Genomic DNA, 25114 nt, shown 5'->3' on the forward strand with positions numbered 1-25114 from the left:
TGTCTCGTTTGCTTTTTGCAGAGAATAGGCTTTGAATCTGCTGCGGTCAAAGCGATTTCATGATGGTTTTTGATGTAAACATAAAATATCCCGCTATGGCATTTTCCCCTGATCCCCGCTTGTCGGCCGATGGCATCAACGAAGGCATCAACGAAGGTGGCCGCGCCCGCGTGACCGACATCGCGCGCGCCGCCGGCGTCTCCACTGCCACAGTCGACCGCGTACTCAACCAGCGTCCCGGCGTGCGCGCCGCAACCATGCAAAAAGTCCTGAAGGCAGCCGCCGCACTCGACTATCTGCCGGAAGCCGATCTGTACAAGGCGATGCAGCCGAAGCCGATGCGGCTGGTGTTCTTGCTGCCGCCGCAGAGCAATCGTTTCATGCAGATGCTGGGCGACTACATTGCGTTTTCCGAGGAGCAGCTGGCGCCGTTCAATGTGAAATGCAAATGCCATCACATTGAAGGCTTCAACCCCAGCGTGCTGGCCAAGCGCCTGCTGCACTACGGCCGCCAGGCCGACGGCGTGGCCTTCATGGCGCTCGAACATCCGCTGGTGCGTGAGGCGGTCAATACGCTGGTGGCAGAAGGCATCCCGGTGGTGACGTTGATTTCGGACTTGTCGAATTCACGCCGTGCGGCTTATGTCGGCATGGACAATCGGGCGGCGGGACGTACGGCAGGTTATTTGCTGGGCCGTTTTCTCGGCGGCGCAGGTAGTGCCAAGGCCAAGCCGATGAAGGTGGCGATGATTGCCGGCAGTCTCAGCTATCGCGGTCATGAAGAGCGCGAGATGGGATTTCTGCATGTGCTCGAAGAAATGTTCCCGCATCTGCAGGTGGTCGGTCTGCGCGAGGGGCATGACGACGCCGATACCAACTACAAGCAGGCGCGCACGCTGCTGGAGCAATATCCGGATCTGGTCGGCATGTATAACATCGGCGGCGCGTCGGACGGCGTCGGGCGCGCGCTCAGGGAAAGCGGTCGCGAACAGAAGGTGGTGTTCATCGGGCATGGCCTGACGCCGGATACGCGGGGGCTGCTGATCGATGGGACGGTGGATGCGATTTTGACGCAGCATCCGCAGAACATGATCATGAATTGTGTGCGGATATTTGGGAATTTGCGGGAGAAGAAGGAGGCGTTGGCGGGGGTGGAGGCGGTGAGGATTAGTGTGATGTTGAGAGAGAATTTGCCGTAGCTTTTGTACTCGTATTGTCCCGACTTCTGTTTGTCGATAGCCTAAATTGTCCTTTCTTCGATCAACCCTGCCGGGGGTAGCCCGGCGGCTACTCACTTTCTTTGCTTCGCCAAAGAAAGTAAGCAAAGAAAGGCGACCGCGGGATCCAGGTCCTTCGGACTTCCCGGTGCTGCGATGCAAAAAATGGGAGGGGAAACAAACTCGCTTCGCTCAAACAAGTTTCCCCTCTTTTTCCATTTTTCGCATCGCATCACCGGCTGGCTCCAAGCGGAACGGCCAAACTGGCTCGCTTCGCATCGCCAGGGGACGGAGATGAAGCAACGGTCGCAGTTCTCCGCTACCAATAAAACCAAGAATGAGAATCACGATGCCGCAGGCGAGCCCCCCAAGGCAATGCGAAGCGAGCCGGAAAAAGAATTCCGCTTATGAGTCGCCGTTGGTGACGTGCTCAAATCGGAAAAAGAAGGGAAACTTGTCTGAGCGCAGCGAGTTTGTTTCCCTTCCCGATTTGAGTGCGGCGCCAACGGGAACCCCGCGCAGCGGGGCGGCGAATCGCGGTCGCCTTTCTTTGCTTACTTTCTTTGGCGAAGCAAAGAAAGTAAGCGGCTGCCGGGCCGCCCCCGGCAACCCCGGTAGTCCGAAGAAAGAACAGCATCAGCAACGCAAACACGTGATCGAAGCTAGCCAAATCCGAAACTGACAGAAATGTCATATTTCCGTCAGCCTCCAGTTGACCGCCTCTCTATAAAGTGAACACCGTATAAAAAGGTGTCGACGGCCGTCCGCAATTCGTAGTTCCCGTCCGTCAACATTTCCATTTTGATCGCCCGCTCAATGCAATGCCGTCCACCATGCCGCCAAACCCACCCATGACAGCGACCACCAAATCGCCACCCCGCTCCACCGCATTCCAGCCAGCCCCCCTGTTGTCCGCCGCTGCCATCGCCACGGCCCTGCTGCTCGGCGGCTGCGCGGTCGGTCCTGACTACGTCCGCCCGCAACTCGACCTGCCCACGGCCTACAAGGAACAAGGCCCGTGGAAGAAGGCCGAGCCCGGTCAGATCGACAGCAACCAGCGCTGGTGGGAAGCGTATCGCGACCCGGTGCTCAACGGCCTGATCGAGCAAGCCAACCAGGCCAATCAGAATATCCGTCTTGCCGAAGCGCAATATCGCCAGGCCCAGGCCACCGCCGCCATTGCACGCGCCAGCCTGTGGCCGACCATCGGCGCCTCGGCTGGACCTACGCGGGCGCAGACCAACAGCCCGACCGCCGGCAGCAGGCTGACCGATACCTACGCTGTCGGTCTCAACGCCTCGTGGGAAGCAGACATCTGGGGCCGCGTGCGGCGCTCGGTAGAAAACGGCGACGCAGCCAGCCACGCCAGCGCGGCCAGCCTGGGCGCGGCGCGTCTGAGCATCCAGGCGACGCTGGCGCAGAACTACCTGCAATTGCGCGTGACTGATCTGCAAAAGGATTTGTACGCGCGCACCGTGGCTGCCTATACGCGCTCGTTCCAGCTGACCCGGCATCAGTATGACGCGGGCGTGGCGTTGCGCTCCGATGTCGCGCTGGCGGAAACGCAATTGCGCGCGGCACAGGCGCAGCTGATCGACCTCGACGCCACCCGCAACCAGCTGGAACACGCCATCGCCATCCTGCTCGGCAAGGCACCGGCGGCATTCTCGCTGGCGCCGCTGACTACCGATGCCGCAGCATTGCAAGCCAGCATGCCGGCGACGCCGACCGGACTGCCGTCCGATCTGCTGGAACGTCGTCCTGACATCGCCAACGCCGAGCGTCTGGCCGCAGCCGCCAACGCCAACATCGGCGTGGCGCGCGCGGCGTATTTCCCGGCGCTGACCCTGGGCGCCTCCGGCGGTTACAGCGGCGTATCGTTCTCGCAGTTGTTCGATACGCCTAGCCGCGTGTGGTCGCTCGGCGCCACGCTGGCGGTGGTGCTGTTCGACGGCGGCGCCCGCAGCGCGCGCAACGACCAGGCCACCGCGGCGTTCGACGGCGCCGTCGCCACCTACAAACAAACCGTGCTGGGCGGCTTGCAGGAAGTCGAAGACAACCTGTCGACGCTGCGCGTGCTGGATCAGGAAAGCCAGGTGCAGGATCAGGCGGTGAAGGCGGCGCAATTGTCCGAGCGACTGGCGCTGAGCCAGTACCAGGCCGGCACCACCACCTACATCGCGGTCGTGACGACGCAGGCGACTTCGCTGACCAACCAGCGCACCGCCGTCACCCTGCTGGGTCGCCAGCTGGTGGCCAGCGTGGCGCTGATCAAGGCCACCGGCGGCGGCTGGACCGTGGCCGACATCGACAAGGTGAGTGCTTCCGCGGCATCCACCTCCGCCAACAAAGCCGACAAATAAGCCGAGCAATAAAAACAATTTCGCGAGTGAAAGCATGACTACTTCTTTGACACCAAAACGTTCCACCCTGTTGATTTCCGCTGCCGTGCTGATCGCCATCGGCGGCGGCGCCTGGTCGCTGTTCCATCGCGCCGACGCAGTCGCCGCGTCCAAGGAACAGGCGCAACAAGCGCCGTCGATTTCCGTCACCACCGTGCAGGTGCAGGAGCGCGACATTCCGCTCTACCTGTCGGGCGTCGGCACCGTGACCGCCAACGCCAGCGTCGTCGTCAAGGTGCGCATCGACGGCCAGCTCGACAAGGTCGGCTTCACCGAAGGCCAGGACGTCAAGGCAGGCCAGTTGCTGGCGCAGATCGATCCGCGCGCGCTGCAGGCGCAACTGGCGCAGGTACAGGCGCAACAGGCGCGTGACCAGGCCCAGCTGACGAACGCAAAAATCGACTTGCAACGCTACACCACGCTGCGTCAGCAGGACGCCGCCACGCAACAGCAACTGGATACGCAAAAGGCCCTGGTGGCGCAGCTCGAAGCCGCCGTCAAAACCGATGAAGCGCAGATCAGCTACGCCAAGGTCCAGCTCGGCTACACCACCATCAACGCGCCGATCAGCGGCCGCGTCGGCGCGCGTCTGGTCGATCCGGGCAATATCGTCCACGCCTCCGATGCCAACGGCCTGGTGATCATCAACCAGATCGATCCGATCACCGTGCAATTCACCTTGCCGGAAGAAGCTGTGCCGGCCATCAACCGCGCCCAGCTCTCCAGCCACAAGCCGTTGAAGGTCACCGCCTACGCGCGCACCAGCAATGAACCGCTGGCGACCGGCACGCTGATCCTGCTCAACAACCAGATCGACACCACCAGCGGCACCGTGCAGCTCAAGGCGCGCTTCACCAACCAGCAGCACACGCTGTGGCCGGGCCAGTACGTCAACGTCAACCTGCAGATGGATGACCATGCGCCGGCGCTGACCCTGCCTGCCGCTGCGATCCAGCGCAACCAGCAAGGCACGTACGTGTACATCGTCAAGGCCGACGAAACGGTGGCGATCCAGCCGGTCAAGGTCACGCGCATCCAGGACGCCATTGCGGTGCTGAGCCAGGGTCTCGAGGTCAATCAACGTGTCGTGCTGGACGGTCAGTACAAGCTCAAACCCGGCAGCCACGTGATTGAAAACAAGGCGGCTGCCAACGGCGCCGGCGCTTCTGCTGCTTCTGCTGCTTCTGCTGCTCCTGCCAATGCTCCTGCCAATGCTCCTGCTGCGAAAGGATCCGCAAAGTGAGTGTGTCCGCTACCTTCATCAAGCGCCCCATCGGCACCACGCTGCTGGCGCTGGCTATCCTGCTGGTCGGCGTTGCGGTCTGGCCGCTGCTGCCGGTCGCGCCGCTGCCGCAGGTCGACTTCCCGACGATTCAAGTCTCCGCAAGTTTGCCCGGAGGCAGTCCTGAAACCATGGCCTCCAACGTCGCGCAACCGCTGGAACGCCAGTTCTCGCTGATTGCCGGCCTGTCGCAAATGACTTCGCAAAGTGCGCTGGGCAGCACCCAGATCACCTTGCAGTTCGATCTCAACCGCAACATCGACGCCGCCGCGCTGGACGTGCAGGCGGCGATCAACGCCTCGACCGGCCAGTTGCCGGCCAACCTGCCGAATCCGCCGACCTTCCGCAAGGTCAATCCGGCCGACTCGCCGATCATGATCATGTCGGTGCAATCCGATGCGCTGCCGCTGACGCAGGTCAGCGACTTTGCCGACAATATCCTGGCGCAGCAGATCTCGCAGATCTCCGGCGTCGGTCTGGTCAACGTCAACGGCGCGCAAAAACCGGCCGTGCGCATCCAGGTCGATCCGGCCAAGCTGGCCACGCTGAACCTGAGCCTGGAAGACATCCGCGGCGTGATCGCCACCACCACCGTGAACCAGCCCAAGGGTACGGTTGACGGCACGCATCAGAGCTTTACCGTCTACACCAACGATCAGTTGCTGAGCGCCGATCCATGGAACGACATGGTGCTGGCTTACCGCGCCGGCGCACCGATCCGCGTGCGCGACATCGGCGTGGCGATCGATGCGCCTGAAAACATGAAGATCGCCGCGTGGGCATTCTCCGGCGCTGCCGCAGAGACCGACACGACGCTGACCAACGGCCGCTCCATCGTGCTGGCGATCACCAAGCAGCCGGGCGCCAACGTGATTGAAACGGTCGACCGCATCAAGGCCGCGATGCCGCGCCTGCGCGCAGCGATCCCGGCCAGCGTGCACGTCAATACGCTGATCGATCGCACCCAGACCATCCGCGCCTCGGTTGAAGACGTCGAGTTCACGCTGGTCCTGACGATTGCGCTGGTGGTGATGGTGATCTTCGTGTTCCTGCGCAACATCGCAGCGACGCTGATCCCGAGCATCACCGTGCCGCTGGCGATCATGGGTACCGCCGCCGTGATGTATCTGGTCGGCTACAGTCTCGACAATCTGTCGCTGATGGCGCTGACGATCGCGGTCGGCTTCGTGGTCGACGATGCGATCGTGATGCTGGAAAACATTTACCGCTACGTCGAAGAAGGCATGTCGCCGATGGAAGCGGCGTTGAAAGGCTCCAGCGAAATCGGCTTCACCATCATCTCGATCTCGGTGTCGCTGGTGGCGGTGTTCATCCCGCTGCTGCTGATGGGCGGTATCGTCGGCCGTCTGTTCCGCGAGTTCGCCGTGACCGTGACGCTGACCATCGGCGTGTCGGTGATCATTTCGCTGACGCTGACGCCGATGCTGTGCTCGCGCTTCCTGAAGAACAGCCACGCTGAGAAGCACGGCAAGATGTACCAGTTGTTCGAGCGCTTCTTCGACGCCCTGCTGAACGGCTACAAGCGCGGCCTCGATCTGGTGCTGCGTCACCAGTTCATCACGCTGATGAGTTTCCTCGCCACCGTTGCGGTGACCGTAGTGCTGTTCATCTTCATTCCGAAGGGATTCTTCCCGCAACAGGACAACGGCGTGATCGCCGGCTTTGCCGAATCGGCGCAGGATATTTCCTCGACCGCGATGCATCGCCGCCTGCTGCAAGTGGCCGATGTGGTGCGCAAGGATCCGGACGTGACCGGCTTCGCGATGAGCGCGGGTTCGACTACCTTCAATACCGGCAACTTCTTCATTGCGCTGAAACCGAAGAGCGAAGGCCGCACGCTGGACGCCAGCGAGATCATCACGCGCCTGCGTCCGCAAGTGGCGAAGATCCAGGGTGTCAACCTGTTCATGCAGGCCAGCCAAGACATCAACGTCGGCGGCCGTTTGTCACGTACGCAGTATCAATACACGCTGACCGATTCCAACCTCGATGAGCTCAATGTCTGGGCGCCGAAAATGGTGGATCGCATGCGCCGTCTGAAGCAACTCACCGACGTCGCCTCAGATCAACAAAACTCGGCGGCGACGGCGACCATCACAATCGACCGTGCGCGTGCATCGAGCTTCGGCATTTCGCCGGCGCTGATCGACGCCACGATCTATGACGCCATCGGCCAGCGCCAGGTCGCGCAGTACTTCACGCAAGTGAACAGCTATCGCGTGATCCTGGAAGTGACGCCTGAACTGCAAAAGGATCCGGCGCTGTTCAACAAGCTCTACCTGACCTCGCCGCTGACCGGCCAGCAAGTGCCGCTGTCGACCTTCATCAAGGTCGACACGACCAAGACTGCTTATCTGTCGATCAGCCATCAGAGCCAGTTCCCGGCGGTGACGATTTCGTTCAACCTGGCGCACGGCGTGGCGCTGGGCGAAGCGGTCGACGCCATCAACCAGGCGCAGGCCGAGATGGGCGTGCCGACTACCTTGTCGGGCGCGTTCCAGGGTACGGCCAAGGCCTTCGGCGATTCGCTGTCGTCGCAGCCTTACCTGATTGCGGCGGCGCTGATCGCGGTGTATATCGTGCTGGGCCTGCTGTATGAGAGCTACATCCATCCTCTGACCATCCTGTCGACGCTGCCTTCGGCCGGCGTGGGGGCGCTGCTGATCCTGATGGCGGGCGGCTACGACCTCAGCGTGATTGCGCTGATCGGCATCATCCTGCTGATCGGCATCGTCAAGAAAAACGGCATCATGATGATCGACTTTGCGCTGACGGCTGAACGGCAACACGGCATGAAGCCGGAAGAAGCGATCTATCAGGCGTGTCTGCTGCGCTTCCGGCCGATCATGATGACCACCATGTGCGCCCTGCTGTCGGGCCTGCCGCTGATGCTGGGCCACGGCGCCGGTTCCGAGCTGCGCCGTCCGCTCGGCTATGCAATGGTCGGCGGTCTGGTGCTGTCGCAGGCGCTGACGTTGTTCACGACGCCGGTGGTGTATCTCTACCTGGATCGCGCGCATTACTGGTACATGAACAAGAAGGAAGCACGCGCAGCGCGTAAGGCAGCACGCAAAGGCGGCGCCGCTCCTGTAATAGAATCGCACTAGTTGATGTCCATGAACGCGGTATTTGGAGCAGGAATGAAAATTCTGATCGTCGAAGACGAGCACAAGATGGCGGAGTACCTCTGCAAGGGATTGACCGAGCAGGGTTGCACCGTGGATCTGGCCGCCAACGGCATCGACGGCCAGCACCTGGCTATCCAGCACGATTACGACGTGATCGTGCTGGACGTCATGCTGCCGGGGCTGGACGGCTTCTCGGTGCTGCGTTCGCTGCGCACGGTCAAGCAGACGCCGGTGATCATGCTGACCGCACGCGATCGGGTGGAAGACCGCATCAAGGGCTTGCACGACGGCGCCGACGATTACCTGATCAAGCCGTTTTCCTTCCTTGAACTGCTGGCGCGCCTGCAGGCGCTGACGCGCCGCGGCCGTGCGCAGGAACCGGCGCAACTGCGCATCGGCGACCTGCAGATCGACCTGCTGAGCCGCAAGGCTTACCGCAACAACACGCGTATCGACCTGACCGCCAAGGAGTTCGCGCTGCTGGCGATCATGGCGCGGCGCCAGGGCGAGATCCTGTCCAAGACGGCGATTGCCGAACTGGTGTGGGACATGAATTTCGACAGCAACACCAACGTCGTCGAGGTCGCGATCAAGCGCCTGCGCGCCAAGATCGACGCCCCGTTCGACCAGAAGCTGCTGCACACGATACGCGGCATGGGCTATGTGCTGGAGCCGCGCGCTTCGGAAGCTGCCGTGCCGGAACATGATGAACATGACGGGGAAGACGGATGAGGCATTCCATCATCGCGCGGCTGGTCATGATGTTCGCGGCCGCCGCGCTGGTCATTTTTTCGCTGATCGGCGGCGTGCTGTATGCCGTGGTCAAGAACGAGTTGTTGCGCCACGAGCGCGACGGCCTGGTGACGACCTTCAATGACATCGAATACATGGTCTCGCGCATCGGCACGGTGGAGCGCTGGGCGCGCGTGCAGGCCAAGCTGGACACGCTGACGCCGGCCGACGGCAAGGTGCGCTTCTGGGTGTTCAGCGACGATCCGCAATTCAGCTACGGCAAGGACCTGGCCGAATTGCATGACTTCGATTACGACCCCAACAACATCGGCCGCCTGCGCATCAAGGGCAAGGAATTCCCGATGCACACGCTGACCAAGGTGTTGCCGGCCTATCTCGACCGCCCCGCCATCCGCCTGACCATCGGCGTCGACACCGAACCTTATTTCGAGACGCTGCGCACCTTCGTGGTGGCCATGATCGGGCTGTCGCTGGCGGGGATTTTCCTGGTGATCCTGTTTGGTTACTGGATCGCGCGCGCCGGCTTGCAGCCACTCAAGAAAATGTCCGACAAGGCGCAGACCCTGAGTCCGCAGACCCTGTCGGAACGCCTCACCGTCTCGGCGCTGCCGGATGAATTGTCGGATCTGGCGCAGGCTTTCAACGGCGCGTTAGACCGTATGGAAAACGCCTACAAGCAACTGGAAGCCTTCAACGCCGATGTCGCGCACGAGTTGCGCACGCCGCTGGCCAACCTGATCGGTGAAACTCAGGTGGCCTTGTCGCGCGAACGCAGCGCGCCGGAGTTCGAGATCGTGCTGCAGTCGAATCTGGAAGAACTGGACCGACTGCGGTCGATCATCAACGACATGCTGTTCCTGGCCCGCTGCGATCAGGGCGAAGCCGCCACCAGCCTGGTATACACGGCGATCGCCGACGAGGTGCAAAAGACCATCGAGTTCTTCGAGTTCGTGCTCGACGAGATGCAGATGAGCGTGGAAGTAGTCGGCGACGTCGATGCGAAGTCGATGATCGAGACTGCGCTGTTCCGTCGCGCGCTGACCAATCTGCTGCAAAACGCCATCCAGCATTCGCCGGCCGGCGCCCGCATCACGGTGTCGATCGATGCGCAGCAGCAGGATGTGCAACAGCGCGTGCAGGTCGCCGTTTCCAATCCGGGTGAACCGATCGAGCAGCGCCATTTGCCGCGCCTGTTCGACCGTTTCTACCGCGTCGACAGCGCGCGTCGCGACTTCGACGGCGTACACGGCCACGGCCTCGGCCTGGCGATCGTGAAGGCAATAGCGCTGATGCACGGCGGCACCGCGTTCGCCAACAGCAGAGGCGGCAAGACCACGATAGGATTTACCGTCGGCGGCAAAGCGGCTTAATTAATCTACAAAATCTGGGATTTGAAACAGGAGAATCGGCGACAGAATGAACTGCGTCGTCGGCGACTTGTGGAATGCTTCCTGAGAAGGAAGAGGCGAGCCTTGTCTGCGGCACTTGCAGGAAATGGCTGTGGCTGCTTCGTTCCCGACCTGACCAGGTTGACCATGCCACAATGCGCAGGGGCCCGCCGGCAGGAATTGTACCTCATCTGCGCGGCCGGCGCGAGCGCTGTTCGCGCAGACAGGATAAATTGCGGCGCACGCCAATGCGCCGCAACTCATCTGCATTAAATCCCGAGCTCGTCCCAGATGCTGTCCACGCGCTTCTTCACTGCGTCGGTCATGGCGATGGTGGTGCCCCATTCGCGATTGGTTTCACCGGGCCACTTGTTGGTGGCGTCGATGCCCATTTTGCTGCCGAGGCCGCTGACCGGCGAAGCAAAGTCGAGATAGTCGATCGGCGTGTTGTCCACCATCACGGTGTCGCGCACCGGATCGACGCGGGTGGTGATGGCCCAGATCACTTCCTTCCAGTCACGGATGTCGACGTCTTCATCGACCACCACGATGAACTTGGTATACATGAACTGGCGCAGGAAACTCCATACGCCGAACATCACGCGCTTGGCATGGCCGGCGTAGGACTTCTTCATCTGCACCACCGCCATGCGGTAGCTGCAGCCTTCCGGCGGCAAGTAGAAATCGGTGATTTCGCTGAACTGCTTCTGCAGCAGCGGGATGAAGACTTCATTGAGCGCCACGCCCAGCACGGCTGGTTCGTCGGGCGGTTTGCCGGTGTACGTCGAGTGATAGATGGGATCGCGGCGCATGGTGATGCGGTCGATGGTGAAGACCGGGAACCAGTCCTGCTCATTATAGTAACCGGTGTGGTCGCCATAAGGACCTTCCAGCGCATGCTCGTAGCCGGAGGGATGCGATTCGTCCGGATAGATGTGCCCTTCCAGCACGATCTCGGCCGACGCCGGCACGCGCAGCTCGCTGCCGATGGCCTTGACTAGCTCGGTGCGGCTGCCGCGCAGCAGGCCGGCGAACTGGTATTCGGACAGGCTGTCCGGCACCGGCGTGACGGCTCCTAATATAGTAGCGGGATCGGCGCCGAGTGCGACGGCGATCGGGTACGGCTTGCCGGGGTTGGCGATGCAGTGTTCGCGGAAGTCGAGCGCGCCGCCGCGATGCGCCAGCCAGCGCATGATGACCTTGTTGCGGCCGAGGACCTGCTGGCGGTAGATGCCGAGATTCTGGCGCTTCTTGTTGGGACCTTTGGTGATCACCAGGCCCCATGTAATAAGAGGGGCGACGTCGCCCGGCCAGCAATGCTGAATCGGCAGGCGGTCGAGGTCGACGTCGTTGCCTTCCCAGACAATGTCCTGGCACGGCGCCGAACTGCGCTCCTTGGGCGCCATGTCCCACAGCGACTTGACCAGCGTGCCGAGACCCATGATGTCCTTGAAGCCTTTCGGCGGCTCGGGCTCTTTCAACTTCGCCAACAAATGGCCGATGCGCCTCAATTCGCTGACATCTTCGGCGCCCATACCCAGCGCCACACGGCGCGGCGTGCCGAAAAGATTCGCCAGGACCGGGATATTTTTGCCTTCGACCTTGTCGAAAATCAGCGCCGGACCTGAGGCTCGCAAGGTGCGATCGCAGATTTCGGTGATTTCGAGGTAGGGAGACACCGGCGTGGAGATACGTTTTAATTCGCCGGAAAGTTGCAATTGCGAAATAAAATCGCGTAAATCTGTATATTTCATTTTTTTTCGCTGGATTTCTGTAACACAGCCCTTAGGTGAGGTAGACCGGGCAAACGGTTGATTCTATTGATTTTTGGCGGTATACCCCTCCAAAAATTAGACTTAAAAGTTATATTAAATCAGTTTATTAGTATTGACTTGATATAAAGTGGCTTCTACAATTCGGCCACCTTGATTAAAGGAGCCGGGTCAGGAACCCGAATCAGCTCACAAGGTTTCACGGGAACGGGGTCCCACTGACATTTTAAGGAGTGTTGTCAAAAGGCGTCAGCCTTCTCCCCCGAACATGGTTGTCTTGCACTGCACAGGAGCCACCGGCCCTGCAGTAACCGCAAACAGCCCCAAGCTTGCCGTAACGCCTTGCGACGGCAGTTTTTTGATTGTGATGCATGTAGTCAGTAATCCGGTTTTTCACTCTTGGCCGGTTTTGCCCTATGTAATTTGCAACATTCAGGAGGTTCAATGTTAAACCAACCCATAGAGGCGCCGTTAAGTGTCGCCTCGGATATGGTTGATCAGTCGGCGCAATGGGCGAAGTCGATTCCAAGCCGCATCGGTCGCTTTTTTACCGCAGCACACTATGTCCTGACTCTGGTCGGCATCGCTGCACTGTTCGTTCTGGGCATGATGTTCTTCAACCCGGATTTCGCTGACAAAATCATCGCCCTGTCGCCCTTCTCGGACGGCCAGGTTGAAGAGGCAGCGCCAGAAGCGCCGCCACTGACCAACCTGATGGATACGCCGGCGCCGGCATTGACTGCCGCCGCTGCACCGGCAGCCGCCGCCATCCCGCTGAGCGATGAGGAGCGCAAGATTCTTGGCACGCCGCGTCAGCAGAAGCTGGTGACAAACTGGCTGTCCAAGCGTTATCGCGTTGCCGGCGACGCCACCGACATGCTGGTCTCGGCTGCGTATCTGACGGCACGCGACATCAAGCTTGATCCGCTGCTGATCCTGGCGGTGATGGCGATCGAGTCGCGTTTCAATCCGTTCGCGGAAAGCCCGATGGGCGCACAAGGCCTGATGCAGGTCATGTCCAAGGTCCATCACGACAAGTTCCAGGAACTGGGCGGCGTCAAGGCAGCGCTCAATCCGGTGGCCAACATCAAGGTCGGTTCGCTGATCCTGAAAGAATACGTGACGCGCGGCGGTTCGGTGGAAGCCGGCCTGAAGAGCTACGTGGGCGCAGCTGAAATGGACAACGACGGCGGCTATGGCCTCAAGGTCCTGTCCGAATATCAGAACCTGAAGGAAGTCGCGGTCGGCAAGAACATCTCGATCTTCACCACCGCACTGATCAAGCCGGCTCCACGTCCTGCCGCTCCAGCGGCGCCGGTGCAAGCCAAGCCGACCGCTGTCGGCGACATGGCTTCCGCAGCGCCGAAGAAGCAAGGCACGAACGTGACCGAAGAAATCGCCGCGCTGTAATTACTTCAGCAACGCCAATAAAAAAGGAGCCAAGCGGCTCCTTTTTTATTTTCTACTCAAACGAAATTCTCAACAAATTACGCCGCCTTGCGCTCCGCCAGATATTTCTCCAGGCGCCGTACCGCTTCCTGCAAATTCTCCATCGAGGTCGCATACGACAAGCGGATGTAGCGATGCGCGGTAGCCGGACCGAAGTCGAGTCCCGGCACCAGCACCACGCCGGCCTTGTTGAGCATGTCGATGGTAAATGCATCGGCGTCGTCGCTGAGCGCGCTGCAATCGGCGTAAACATAGAACGCGCCGTCCGGCATCACCGGCACCTTGAAGCCGAGACGTTCGAGTTGCGGCACGATGTAATCGCGGCGACGTTTGAATTCGGCCTTGCGTTCTTCGTACAGCGCGATCGACTCCGGCGCGAAACAGGCGATGCCGGCATGCTGTGCAATCGATGAAGCGCAGATGAACAGATTCTGCGCCAGCTTCTCGACTTGCGGCACCAGGCTTTCGGGCAGCACCAGCCAACCGAGACGCCAGCCGGTCATGTTGAAGTACTTGGAAAAACTGTTGATGACGATGACGTCTTCACCGAGCGACAGCGCCGAGAACGGTGCGCCTTCATACGACAGGCCCTGATAGATTTCATCGACGATGGTGAAACCCTTTTTCTCGCGCACGACGTCGACGATCTTCTTCAACTCATCGGGCAGGATCGAGGTGCCGGTCGGATTCGACGGCGACGCCAGCAATACGCCTTTGGTTGCCGTCGACCAATGTTCCTGCACCATGCCCGCGGACAACTGGAATCGATGTTCCGGTCCGCTTTCGATCAATTTTGCCTTGCCTTCGAAGGCGGCGACGAAATGGCGGTTGCACGGATAAGACGGATCCGGCATCAATACTTCAGCGCCCTTCTCCACCAACGCCGCACAGGCAAGCAACAGGGCCGCTGAGGCGCCCGCTGTGACGATAATTCGCGACGGCGCGATGCCCAACCCGTACACGCGCTGATAATGGGCTGAGATCGCCTCTCGTAACGCCGGCAAACCTGTTGCCGAGGTGTATTGCATCTTGCCGTCGGCCATCGCTTGTGTCGCGGCGGCAACAACGGCGGGCGCGGCTGTGAAGTCCGGCTCGCCGATGCCCATGTGGATGATGTGATTGCCTTGTTGCTCCAGGGCAGCGGCCATCTTGGCCAACTCCATCACATGGAAGGGCGCGATGTTTTGCAGGCGGGAGGCGAGATCGTGAAAGCTCATGGGAGTGTGCGGTAGGGCGAAGCGGAACGAACGAGAACGAACAAGTGCGAAAGTCTGCAAAAACTTTGCCGCACGCTGCCGTGAATGCACATCAATGCATCCGCAGCGTCGGCGTAAAGAGCGATTACCCGATCAGCGGCGACCGGCGCTCACTTCAACTTCGCGCGCCTTGGCGGCGAAACGGTCAAGCACGCCGTTGACGTACTTGTGGCCATCAATACCACCGAACGACTTGGTCAGTTCAACGGCTTCGTTGATAACCACGCGATAGGGAATCTCGAGGTTGTTCTTCAGTTCGAAGGCGCCGATCAGCAGCGCTGCGTGCTCCACCGGCGACAGCTCGGTGATGGCGCGGTCGATCAGCGGCGCGAGGTCGGTGCGCAGCGCCGGGGCCTGCTTGATCGCACCGTACAGCAGCACGTCGAAATGCTCGGCGTCGGCCTTGTCGAAACCGTGCGCTTCGCGGATGTGCGCTTCGATGGCGCCGGCATCTTCATTGTTGAGCAGCCATTGATACAGACCTTGCAGTGCGAACTCGCGGGCGCGGTGACGCGGCGTACGGTTCTTGCTCGGGTTGGCGTGTTGAATTTTATTGGTCATGGTGAAATCTGGAAACCGGGTCAATACAAAATCGAAACAGGACGCGCAATCAACCATCGATTGCGCCACCGGTCTTCGCTGCACAACATGCAACGACGACCGGCCGGCCTGCCTGCTTATTCTTCTTCAGCCACTTGCGCGAGTTCTTCCAGCGCCAGCGACAGGTTGGCCATCTCGACGGCGACGCGGGCAGCATCGGCGCCTTTGACTTCCATGCGCGCTTCGGCCTGTTCGTCGTTCTCGGTGGTCAGCACGGCGTTGGCGATCGGGATGCCGGCGTCGAGGCCGACGCGCGTGATGCCTGCACCAGATTCATTGGACACCAGTTCGAAGTGATAGGTCTCGCCGCGAATCACCGCGCCCAATGCGATCAGCGCATCGAACTGATCGGTCTCTGCCATCTTCTGCAGGGCCAGCGGAATTTCCAGCGCGCCCGGCACGCTGACGTGAAGGATGTCTTCATCCTGCACGCCAAGATGCTTGAGCTCAGCCAGGCACGACGCCAGCAAGCCGTGGCAGACGTCTTCGTTGAAACGCGCCTGGACGATGCCGATACGCAAGCCATCGCCATTCAGATCCGATTCGTAAGTACCAATAGTCATGGCTTTTCCTTATACGCAAACTTGCGTTGTGTGATTGTGATAGTGCCGCGATGCATTGCGGACGGTACGGTCGGTCAGGCGTCCGGCTTGGCGCGATAGCCGGTGACTTCGAGGTTGAAACCGGTCATCGACGGCATCTTGCGCGGGCTGGCCAGCAGCTGCATCTTGCACACGCCGAGATCCTTGAGGATTTGCGCACCGATGCCGTAGGTGCGCAGGTCGAGGCGGTCGGCGCGGGCCGGCTTGGCCGCCTGCACGTTGTTGAGCGCGGCGAACTGGGCGAACATCTGGTCGGCCGATTCTTCGCAATTGAGCAGCACCACGACGCCGCTTGGCGCCGCCTTGATCGCGGCCATGGCCGAGGCCATGTTCCACGAGTGCGTCGTCGCTTTGGTTTCGAGCAGGTCGAGGATCGAGACCGGCTGATGCACGCGCACCAATGTTTCTTCGCCTGGACGAATGTCGCCATGCACCAGCGCCAGGTGGGCGCCGCCGCTTGGCGTGTCGCGGTAGGCGATGGCCTTGAACGAACCGTGCACGGTGTGCATCTCGCGCTCGGCGACACGTTCGATGATGCTTTCGTGCTGACTGCGGTAATGGATCAGGTCGGCGATGGTGCCGATCTTGAGCTTGTGTTCTTCGGCGAATTCGAGCAAGTCCGGCAAACGCGCCATGGTGCCGTCGTCCTTGAGGATTTCGCAGATCACGGCGGCCGGCGTCAGGCCCGCCATCTGGGTCAGGTCGCAACCGGCTTCGGTATGGCCGGCGCGCATCAGCACGCCGCCCTTTTGCGCGCGCAGCGGGAAAATATGACCCGGTTGCACGATGTCGGCCGGCACTGCGTCCTTGGCAGCGGCAACTTGAATGGTTCGCGCGCGGTCGGCGGCGGAGATGCCGGTGGTGACGCCTTCGGCGGCTTCGATCGAGACGGTGAAGTTGGTGCCGAACTGGGTGCCGTTGCGGGTCGACATCATCGACAGATCGAGACGGTCGCAATGCTCTTCGGTCAGCGTCAGGCAGACCAGGCCACGCGCATGCTTGACCATGAAGTTGATGGCTTCGGGCGTGACGAAATCGGTGGCCAGCACCAGGTCGCCTTCATTTTCACGATCTTCTTCGTCGACCAGGATGACCATGCGTCCGGCGCGCAGTTCGGCGACGATTTCTTCTGTTGTTGCGATAGGCATAACGATTTCCTCAGTAGCCCCGTATTTTAAAGGATTTGCGGGCGATTTTTTGCCTGATTGCCTGCATGGGCGGGCAAGGACGGCGTGAATGCAGACTTATTCCAGCGTCACCAGTTGCGTATGCGACAAGGCTTCCATCAGCAGCGCCGGATCGCCCAGCGCCAGCCGTTTGGAATCCGACAAGGTCTGGCGGAAGGCGCGCGCGCCCGGCAGTCCCGCCATCAGGCCCAGCATATGGCGGGTAATGCTGTTCAGGCGCAGGCCCTTGCCGCCGTCGCCGTGCGCCGCCAGTTGCGCGCGCGCGTACTCCACCATGGCCGCGATGACGTCGTTGCGCGTGGGCTGCAGGCCGCCGTCGAGTTGGCCGTAATAGCGCGCGTCGAAGCCGGCCATCATGAAAGGATTGTGGTACGCCTCGCGGCCCAGCATGACGCCGTCGACGTGCTGCAAATGGAGGTCGATCTCGGCCACGGTCTTGATGCCGCCGTTGATCAGGATTTCCAGCGCCGGGAAGTCCTTCTTGAGGCGGTAAGCGTAGTCGTACTTGAGTGGCGGAATCTCGCGGTTTTCCTTGGGGCTCAGGCCCTTCAGAACGGCGTTGCGCGCATGCACGATGAAAGTCTTGCAACCGGCATCGGCGATCGCGCCGACAAAGTCGCGTACGAAATCGTAGGACTCGACGTCGTCGATGCCGATGCGATGCTTGACGGTAACGTCGATGTCGACGGCGTCGCGCATTGCCTTGACGCAATCGGCGACCAATGTCGGCTCAGCCATCAGGCAGGCGCCGAATGCCCCCTTCTGCACACGCTCGGAGGGACAGCCGCAATTCAGGTTGATCTCGTCATAGCCCCACTCCTCGCCCAATTTGGCGCTTTTTGCCAGATCGTGGGGCTCGCTGCCGCCGAGCTGCAGGGCGACCGGATGTTCTTCGTCGTTGAAATTGAGGTGGCGCGGCACGTCGCCGTGCAGCAAGGCGCCGGTGGTGACCATTTCGGTGTACAGCCAGGTGTGCCGCGTGATCTGGCGATGGAACAGCCGGCAGTGCCGGTCGGTCCAGTCCATCATGGGCGCTACGCTGATTGTTCGTGGTCCGTAAGACATAACACCTATCCAAAATGAGCAACAACATGGGCCAGCAGTGCTTTACGGGCCGACGGCTGCACTACAGGCAATCTGCACCGGCATCGGAACACGCACCACACGCCACAAATAGAAAGCCCGCAACGTTTGCACGTTGCGGGCTGGTGTCCCCTCTATCCTCTGTGAGATAGGATTTTTATACTGCGGGGGTGATTCTGCACCACAAACCAGCATTCGTCATTTCGCAATGCACAATTTAAGTGCTTATCTGTTTTCCGGCACTGGAAAACGTTTGCGGGCGTTCCAATTTTGCAACGCTTCTTTTGCCACTGCCGCGCAAACACGCGTCCGGAGACAAAACAAGTTAAAAGATTCAGGTAAAAAAAAACCCGCTCACCTTTCGGTTGCGGGCTTAAATCCAATTCTTTAGGAGGAAATTGGAGGAGACAGGTCTAACTATATCGCACCGCATCATAGTCGTCCGCTTTATTGTGCTGATATCAGGTATTCACGAAACCAATATCAGCACAGCGTTACTGCTCCTGCCGTTCTTGCCTTCTCTCCACCGCCGACGGCAATTACGCGTCGCGCGATGCCTTCTTGCGCTCGTGTTCCTTCAGGAAACGCTTGCGCAGGCGAATGCTCTTCGGTGTGACTTCGACCAGTTCGTCGTCGTCGATGAATTCAACCGCATATTCCAGCGACATTTCGATTGGCGGGACCAGGCGCACCGCTTCGTCGGTACCCGACGAACGGACGTTGGTCAGTTGCTTGCCCTTGATCGGGTTCACGACCAGGTCGTTGTCGCGCGAGTGAATGCCGATGATCATGCCTTCGTAGACCGGATCGTTGTGGCTGACGAACATGCGGCCGCGGTCTTGCAGTTTCCAGATCGCGTAGGCAACGGCAGCGCCGTCGTCTTGCGAAATCAGCACGCCGTTGCGACGGCCGCCAAGTTCACCCTTGCTGTTGTCAACCGGAGCGTATTCGTCGAACACATGGCTCATCAGGCCGGTGCCGCGTGTCAGCGTCATGAATTCGCCCTGGAAGCCGATCAGGCCGCGCGCAGGGATACGGTATTCCAGACGAACACGACCCTTGCCGTCCGGTTCCATGTTTTGCAGATCGCCGCGACGACGACCAAGTTCTTCCATGACGCCGCCCTGGCTGGTTTCTTCGACGTCGACGGTCAGGTTTTCATACGGCTCGTGGCGCACGCCATCGACCATCTTGAATACCACGCGTGGACGCGACACGGCCAGCTCGTAGCCTTCGCGACGCATGTTTTCGATCAGAATCGTCAGATGCAATTCGCCGCGGCCCGACACTTCGTAGGTCGAATCGTCGTTCTCAGCCTGCACCACACGCAACGCCATGTTGGCTTTCAGTTCGCGGTCCAGACGGTCGCGGATCTGACGGGTGGTCACGAATTTGCCTTCGCGGCCGGCCAGTGGCGAGTTGTTGACCATGAAGTTCATGGTCAGGGTCGGTTCGTCGATCTTCAGCATCGGCAGGCCTTCAGGCGTGTCCGGTGCACAGATGGTGGAGCCGATGCTGATTTCTTCGATGCCGTTGATCAGGACGATGTCGCCGGCCAGCGCTTCTTCGACAATCACGCGATCCAGGCCGCGGAAAGTCAGCACCTGGTTGATGCGGGCCTTGGTTGGCTTGTCATCGGGACCGTTCATCCAGATCACGTCTTGCAGCGCTTTGACGCGACCGCGCAGGATACGGCCAACGCCGATCTTGCCGACGTAGGACGAGTATTCCAGCGAAGTGATTTGCAGTTGCAGCGGACCGTCCGGGTCATCTTCACGCGCAGGAACGTGTTCCAGGATCGCGTCGAACAGCGGTTCCATGTTGCCGTCGCGGACGGTGTCTTCCAGGCCGGCGTAGCCCTTGAAGCCCGATGCGTAAATGATAGGAAAATCCAGTTGCTCGTCGGTTGCGCCCAGCTTGTCGAACAGTTCGAACGTGGCGTTGACGGCCTTTTGCGGATCGGCGTTTTCGCGGTCGATCTTGTTGACAACGACGATAGGCTTCAGGCCCAGCGCCAGTGCTTTACGTGTCACGAAACGCGTTTGCGGCATCGGACCTTCTTGCGCATCGACCAGCAGCAACACGCTGTCGACCATCGACAGCACGCGTTCCACTTCGCCGCCGAAGTCGGCGTGGCCCGGGGTGTCGACGATGTTGATGTGGGTACCCTTGTATTCCACGGCGCAGTTCTTCGACAGAATCGTGATGCCGCGTTCTTTTTCGATATCATTCGAGTCCATCACGCGGGCGTCAACCTGCTGGTTGTCGCGGAAGGTGCCCGACTGACGCAGCAGCTGGTCGACGAGGGTGGTTTTGCCATGGTCAACGTGGGCGATGATGGCGATGTTACGAATAGCGCGTTTATTGTTTGACATGATTGAATTGAGTTGGTCTGCCGAATCCGAAGGGCTTAGGGAGGCCCTGAAAGGCGCGCATTATAGCATGTTGCGACGCACGAACTTTAAAAAGCCTAATAATTTCAAAGAGTTGCTGTACACATTACAAAGGCTGGCGACAGCAAAAAATTGCGCTATTCCGACAGAGTCGAAATCAGCCTTTCCGGCGCCAGTATGCCGAATTCCTGCATCAGTCCGGTGCCCAGAAGGCGACCGCTGCTTTCCTGATAAACCCTTGCCCGGCCTGACTCTGCGGGCAATGCAATACCTTCTTTTCCGAGCGCCAGACGCTGTCCGTGCAGGAAGCGCTCAGTCAGCACATCCGTGAGCATCACCGCCGGAAACGTCGTCAGCAAACCGTCCACCGGCAGCAAAGCTTGCGTGCGCTGGCCGTCTTCCAGCGCGATGAACTGATCGAGCGTCACGCTGCCCTCCAGCGTCAACGCGCCGACGCCGGTGCGCCGTAGCTGATTCAAATGAGCGCCGCAACCGAGCAGTGCACCGATGTCTTCGCCGAGCACGCGGATATAGGTGCCTTTGCTGCACATCACGCGGATGCGCAGGAACGGCGCTTCGTACGACAACAACTCCAGCTGATGGATCGTCACCGGACGCGCTTCGCGCTCCAGCGTGATGCCGGCGCGGGCATATTCGTACAGCGGCTTGCCGTCGCGCTTGAGCGCGGAATGCATGGGCGGCACCTGCTCGATCGGGCCGCGAAATTTTTCCAGCGCCGCTTCGATCTGCTCCGGCGTGACGTCGACTGCCCTGGTGCTCAGCACCTCGCCTTCGGTGTCGCCGGTGTTGGTGACGATGCCGAAATGGACCACGGCTTCATAGGTCTTGTCGGCTTCCAGCAAATCCTGCGAGAACTTGGTAGCCTCGCCGAAACACAAGGGCAGCAAACCGGTCGCGAACGGATCAAGCGTGCCGGTATGCCCTGCCTTCAGGGCATTGAGCAGACGCTTGGCCTTGATCAAGGCATCGTTGCTGGACCAGCCGACCGGCTTGTCCAGCAGCAGCACGCCATGCACAGGCACGCGCGGCGCTCTTGGCGGCCGGGAGGGTTGGGGCGATGATTGCGCCATGATTGTGTGGTCCGGGAATTTCTTGAATCGATGCGTCTTGAAACGATGCGACGACAATTACTGACGTGCGGTTAAGCGGCTAAATAACGCCGCTGCGTGCTCAGCTCTCGTCGGCATCCTTGGCGCGGGTGGCATTGGCCTCGTCGATCAGGCGCGACATTTCAATGCCACGGGCCGTCGAGTTGTCATGCACGAAATGCAATTCGGGCAAGGTGTGAATCGTCAAACGGCGACCCAGTTGACCACGCAGGAAACCGGAGGCCTTCGAGAGGCCGGTCACTGTTTCCTGAATCGCCTGCTTGTCGTCCTTCAAGGTCGTAAAGAAAACCTTGGCATGCGCATAGTCCGGCGTCACTTGCACTTCCGTGATCGTGACCATCCCCACACGCGGGTCTTTCAACTCGAATGCGATGATTTCCGACAGATCGCGCTGGATCTGGTCGGCGACGCGCAGACCGCGCCCGGGAATGGATTTGCTGTGTTTTGCCATGCTGGGAAACTGACCTCGGCCGACTCGCCAAAGCGGGACGGCATAAAAATTCTGTGCTGCTGTTGAATGAAACAAGGCGGGTGTTTGCTGCGCAGACACCCGCCCTCGTGACGACTGAGAGAATTACAAAGTACGCGCGACTTCCTGCACTTCGAAAATTTCCAGCTGATCGCCTTCCTGGATATCGTTGTAGTTCTTCAACGACAGACCGCACTCGAAGCCCGATTTGACTTCCTTGACGTCGTCCTTGAAGCGCTTGAGCGAATCCAGCTCGCCGGTCCAGAGCACCACGTTGTTGCGCAGCAGACGGACTTGCGAACCACGCTTGACCAGACCTTCGAGGACGTAACAGCCGGCGATCGAGCCGACCTTGCTGACCACGAACACCTGGCGAATCTCGACCAGACCCAGGGCCTGTTCGCGCTTCTCCGGCGACAGCATGCCCGACATCGCGGCTTTCACTTCATCCACGGCATCGTAAATGATGTTGTAGTAGCGGATATCCACGCCATTGGCTTCGGCCAGCTTGCGGGCAGACGCATCGGCACGGGTGTTGAAGCCGATGATGACCGCCTTCGATGCCACCGCGAGGTTGACGTCGTTTTCGGAAATGCCGCCGACCGCTGCATGCACCACCTGAACACGCACTTCTGCGGTGGACAGTTTTTGCAGCGATTGCACCAGCGCTTCTTGCGAACCTTGCACGTCGGTCTTGATGATCATCGGCAGGTTCTTGACTTCGCCTTCGGCCATCTGTTCGAACATGTTTTCCAGCTTCGCTGCCTGTTGCTTGGCCAGCTTGACGTCGCGGAACTTGCCTTGACGGAACAGGCCGATTTCACGCGCCTTGCGTTCATCGGACATGACCACGACTTCTTCACCGGCGCTCGGCACTTCAGTCAGACCCTGAATTTCAACAGGGATCGACGGACCGGCTTCGGTGATGCTCTTGCCGCTTTCGTCCAGCATCGCACGGACGCGGCCGTAGGCCGAACCCGCCAGCACGACGTCGCCGCGCTTCAGGGTACCGGACTGCACCAGAATCGTGGCGACAGGACCACGGCCCTTGTCGAGCTTGGCTTCAATGACCAGGCCCTTGGCCGGGACGTTGATGGCAGCTTTCAATTCCAGCACTTCGGCTTGCAGCAGCACGTTTTCCAGCAGGGAATCGATGCCTTCGCCGGTCTTCGCAGACACGGAGATGAATGGCGCTTCGCCGCCGTATTCTTCCGGCACGACGCCTTCGGCAATCAGTTCCTGCTTGACGCGGTCCAGATTGGCGCCCTGCTTGTCGATCTTGTTGATCGCCACGACCAGCGGCACGCCGCCGGCCTTCGCGTGAGCGATCGCTTCCTTGGTTTGCGGCATCACGCCGTCGTCGGCAGCCACCACCAGAATGACGATGTCGGTTGCCTTGGCGCCGCGGGCACGCATGGCGGTAAACGCTTCGTGGCCCGGGGTGTCGAGGAAGGTGATCATGCCGCGCGGTGTTTCCACGTGGTACGCGCCGATGTGCTGGGTAATGCCGCCGGCTTCGCCGGAAGCAACCTTCGCGCGTCGGATGTAATCCAGCAGCGATGTCTTACCATGGTCGACGTGACCCATGACGGTAACCACAGGCGCACGCGCCAGCAGTTCCGCATCAGGATGCTCAACGCCCTCTTCCAGCAATGCTTCCGGATCATCCTGCTTGGCAGCATGCGCGCGGTGGCCCATTTCCTCCACCACGATCATGGCGGTTTCCTGGTCCAGCACCTGGTTGATGGTGACCATCTGGCCGAGCTTCATCAGATGCTTGATGACTTCGGAGGCCTTGACGGACATCTTGTGGGCGATCTCGGCGACGGTGATCGTTTCAGGGACGTGAACGTCCTTGACGATCGCTTCAGTCGGCGCCTGGAAATTGCTTTCGTGGTCGTCATGATGCGAATTGCGGCGGCCCTTCGGACCTGCACGCCAGCCGTCGCGGCCACCGGTGCCGGTGTTGCCGCGCGTCTTCATGCCGGTGCCGCGCTTCTTGGCGTCGTCCTGCCATGTCGATGACACGTTGGCCGATTTGATCGACTTCTTGTCGACCGCAACCGGCGCCTTCTTGTCGTCTTTCTTTTCACCAGGCTTCTTGTCGGCGGGCTTGTGCAGCGTGCCTTCGGAAGTCTTGGTCGCAGCGACGGGCGCAGGCTCGGGAGCCTTGATCACACGGCGCGGCGCATTCATCATGGCCTTGATCTGGGCGACTTCGTCTTCCACGACCTTGCGGGCGCGGTCGGCGGCAGCCGCACGTTCGGAGGCTTCCTTGGCGACCTGGGCAACCTTCTTCTTGGCTTCTTCGGCAGCAGCGCGCTTCTTCTCGTCAGCGGCGGCATCTTCTGCCGATTTCGCTACGGGAGCAACAGCAGCACCGGCGCTCGGCTTGGCCTTGTCGGCAGTTTCTGTCGCAGCCTGACGGGCTTCTTCTTCAGCCGCCTGCTTGGCTTCCTGTTCGGCCTTCTTTGCTTCCAGTTCGGCTGCCTTGGCTTCCGCGGCGCGCTCGGCTTCCAGTTGCGCCAGACGTTCCTGCTTCTCGCGCAATTCGGCTTCCTGACGTGCGATCAGCTCTTCCTGATGACGCGCTTCTTCCGGGCTTGGCTCGGCTTCAGTCGACTCAGGCGCAACAGTTGCCGGCTTGCCGGTTTCGTCCGCAGTCGGTTCATCGCGCTTGATGAAGGTGCGTTTCTTGCGCACTTCCACCTGGATAGTGCGCGACTTGCCCGTGGAATCGGCCTGTTTGATTTCGGTCGTTTCCTTGCGGGTCAGCGTGATCTTCTTCTTCTCGCCTTCCGGAGCTGCTCCGCGCACGCGGCGCAGGTGCTCCAGCAGACGGTCCTTGTCTTCTTTTGACAAAGCATCGGACTCGGAGCTCTTTTCAACTCCTGCAGATCGCAGCTGGGTCAGTAGCAAATCCGCCGGCATTTTCAGCTCGGTGGCAAATTGGGCTACGTTGTTACTTGCCATTCAGTCCTC

Annotated in this window: 19 protein-coding genes and 1 other RNA gene; 9 read left to right on the forward strand and 11 right to left on the reverse strand. The window is 60.3% G+C overall.

The window, feature by feature from the left end:
• Window positions 1-95 precede the first annotated feature (95 nt).
• The 8 genes from E4P32_RS15730 (at window position 96) to E4P32_RS15765 (ending at window position 10173) form a co-directional block, all read left to right on the forward strand.
• Window positions 96-1199: a LacI family DNA-binding transcriptional regulator gene (locus E4P32_RS15730; protein ID WP_116434909.1), complete on the forward strand. Its 1104-nt coding sequence runs from the start codon at window positions 96-98 to the stop codon at window positions 1197-1199.
• A gap of 174 nt (window positions 1200-1373) precedes the next feature.
• Window positions 1374-1628, forward strand: coding sequence for a hypothetical protein (locus E4P32_RS15735; protein WP_135008753.1), 255 nt, complete (start codon window positions 1374-1376; stop codon window positions 1626-1628).
• Between the two features lie 43 nt (window positions 1629-1671).
• Entirely contained in the window at window positions 1672-1899 is a 228-nt protein-coding gene (locus E4P32_RS15740; RefSeq protein ID WP_135008754.1) for a hypothetical protein, read from the forward strand.
• Between the two features lie 169 nt (window positions 1900-2068).
• Window positions 2069-3580 carry an efflux transporter outer membrane subunit gene (locus E4P32_RS15745; RefSeq protein WP_116434906.1) on the forward strand — a complete coding sequence of 504 codons (1512 nt, stop codon included), beginning with the start codon at window positions 2069-2071 and terminating at the stop codon, window positions 3578-3580.
• Between the two features lie 34 nt (window positions 3581-3614).
• Window positions 3615-4862, forward strand: coding sequence for an efflux RND transporter periplasmic adaptor subunit (locus E4P32_RS15750; RefSeq protein WP_199525647.1), 1248 nt, complete (start codon window positions 3615-3617; stop codon window positions 4860-4862).
• Window positions 4859-8029, forward strand: coding sequence for an efflux RND transporter permease subunit (locus tag E4P32_RS15755; RefSeq protein WP_116434904.1), 3171 nt, complete (start codon window positions 4859-4861; stop codon window positions 8027-8029). The genes E4P32_RS15750 and E4P32_RS15755 overlap by 4 nt, the downstream gene beginning before the upstream one ends.
• Window positions 8030-8062: 33 nt before the next feature.
• Window positions 8063-8782, forward strand: a complete 720-nt coding sequence (locus E4P32_RS15760) for a heavy metal response regulator transcription factor (RefSeq protein ID WP_116434903.1) — start codon at window positions 8063-8065, stop codon at window positions 8780-8782.
• Window positions 8779-10173: a heavy metal sensor histidine kinase gene (locus E4P32_RS15765; protein ID WP_116434902.1), complete on the forward strand. Its 1395-nt coding sequence runs from the start codon at window positions 8779-8781 to the stop codon at window positions 10171-10173. The genes E4P32_RS15760 and E4P32_RS15765 overlap by 4 nt, the downstream gene beginning before the upstream one ends.
• Before the next feature lie 91 nt (window positions 10174-10264).
• On the opposite strand, the gene ffs is transcribed toward E4P32_RS15765, so the two are convergent.
• Both ffs and ubiD read right to left on the reverse strand, forming a co-directional pair.
• An RNA gene (gene ffs / locus E4P32_RS15770) (signal recognition particle sRNA small type) lies at window positions 10265-10363 on the reverse strand.
• Window positions 10364-10460: 97 nt separating this feature from the next.
• Entirely contained in the window at window positions 10461-11945 is a 1485-nt protein-coding gene (gene ubiD / locus E4P32_RS15775; RefSeq protein WP_116434901.1) for a 4-hydroxy-3-polyprenylbenzoate decarboxylase, read from the reverse strand.
• Between the two features lie 462 nt (window positions 11946-12407).
• On the opposite strand from ubiD, the gene E4P32_RS15780 reads away from it, so the two are divergent.
• Window positions 12408-13373 carry a transglycosylase SLT domain-containing protein gene (locus E4P32_RS15780; RefSeq protein WP_116434900.1) on the forward strand — a complete coding sequence of 322 codons (966 nt, stop codon included), beginning with the start codon at window positions 12408-12410 and terminating at the stop codon, window positions 13371-13373.
• 77 nt (window positions 13374-13450) lie between these two features.
• On the opposite strand, the gene E4P32_RS15785 is transcribed toward E4P32_RS15780, so the two are convergent.
• The 9 genes from E4P32_RS15785 to infB all read right to left on the reverse strand — a co-directional run bounded on the left by E4P32_RS15785 (window position 13451) and on the right by infB (window position 25105).
• Complete coding sequence (locus E4P32_RS15785) at window positions 13451-14629, reverse strand: pyridoxal phosphate-dependent aminotransferase (protein ID WP_116434899.1); 1179 nt, start codon at window positions 14627-14629, stop codon at window positions 13451-13453.
• Between the two features lie 132 nt (window positions 14630-14761).
• On the reverse strand, window positions 14762-15229 hold the full coding sequence (nusB, locus tag E4P32_RS15790; protein WP_116434898.1) for a transcription antitermination factor NusB: 468 nt from the start codon (window positions 15227-15229) through the stop codon (window positions 14762-14764).
• Window positions 15230-15345: 116 nt separating this feature from the next.
• On the reverse strand, window positions 15346-15831 hold the full coding sequence (ribH, locus tag E4P32_RS15795) for a 6,7-dimethyl-8-ribityllumazine synthase (protein ID WP_116434897.1): 486 nt from the start codon (window positions 15829-15831) through the stop codon (window positions 15346-15348).
• Between the two features lie 74 nt (window positions 15832-15905).
• A complete protein-coding gene (gene ribBA, locus E4P32_RS15800; protein WP_116434896.1) occupies window positions 15906-17018 on the reverse strand; it encodes a bifunctional 3,4-dihydroxy-2-butanone-4-phosphate synthase/GTP cyclohydrolase II in 1113 nt (370 codons plus the stop codon).
• A gap of 96 nt (window positions 17019-17114) precedes the next feature.
• Complete coding sequence (gene dusA, locus E4P32_RS15805) at window positions 17115-18122, reverse strand: tRNA dihydrouridine(20/20a) synthase DusA (protein WP_116434895.1); 1008 nt, start codon at window positions 18120-18122, stop codon at window positions 17115-17117.
• Between the two features lie 557 nt (window positions 18123-18679).
• Entirely contained in the window at window positions 18680-20515 is a 1836-nt protein-coding gene (gene typA, locus E4P32_RS15810; protein ID WP_116434894.1) for a translational GTPase TypA, read from the reverse strand.
• Window positions 20516-20670: 155 nt separating this feature from the next.
• On the reverse strand, window positions 20671-21624 hold the full coding sequence (truB, locus tag E4P32_RS15815) for a tRNA pseudouridine(55) synthase TruB (protein ID WP_116435308.1): 954 nt from the start codon (window positions 21622-21624) through the stop codon (window positions 20671-20673).
• A gap of 100 nt (window positions 21625-21724) precedes the next feature.
• Entirely contained in the window at window positions 21725-22114 is a 390-nt protein-coding gene (gene rbfA, locus E4P32_RS15820; RefSeq protein ID WP_116434893.1) for a 30S ribosome-binding factor RbfA, read from the reverse strand.
• Between the two features lie 123 nt (window positions 22115-22237).
• Window positions 22238-25105, reverse strand: a complete 2868-nt coding sequence (gene infB, locus E4P32_RS15825) for a translation initiation factor IF-2 (protein WP_116434892.1) — start codon at window positions 25103-25105, stop codon at window positions 22238-22240.
• Window positions 25106-25114 lie beyond the last annotated feature (9 nt).

The organism is Herbaspirillum sp. 3R11, assembly GCF_004563925.1.
Classification (GTDB): Bacteria; Pseudomonadota; Gammaproteobacteria; order Burkholderiales; family Burkholderiaceae_D; genus Herbaspirillum.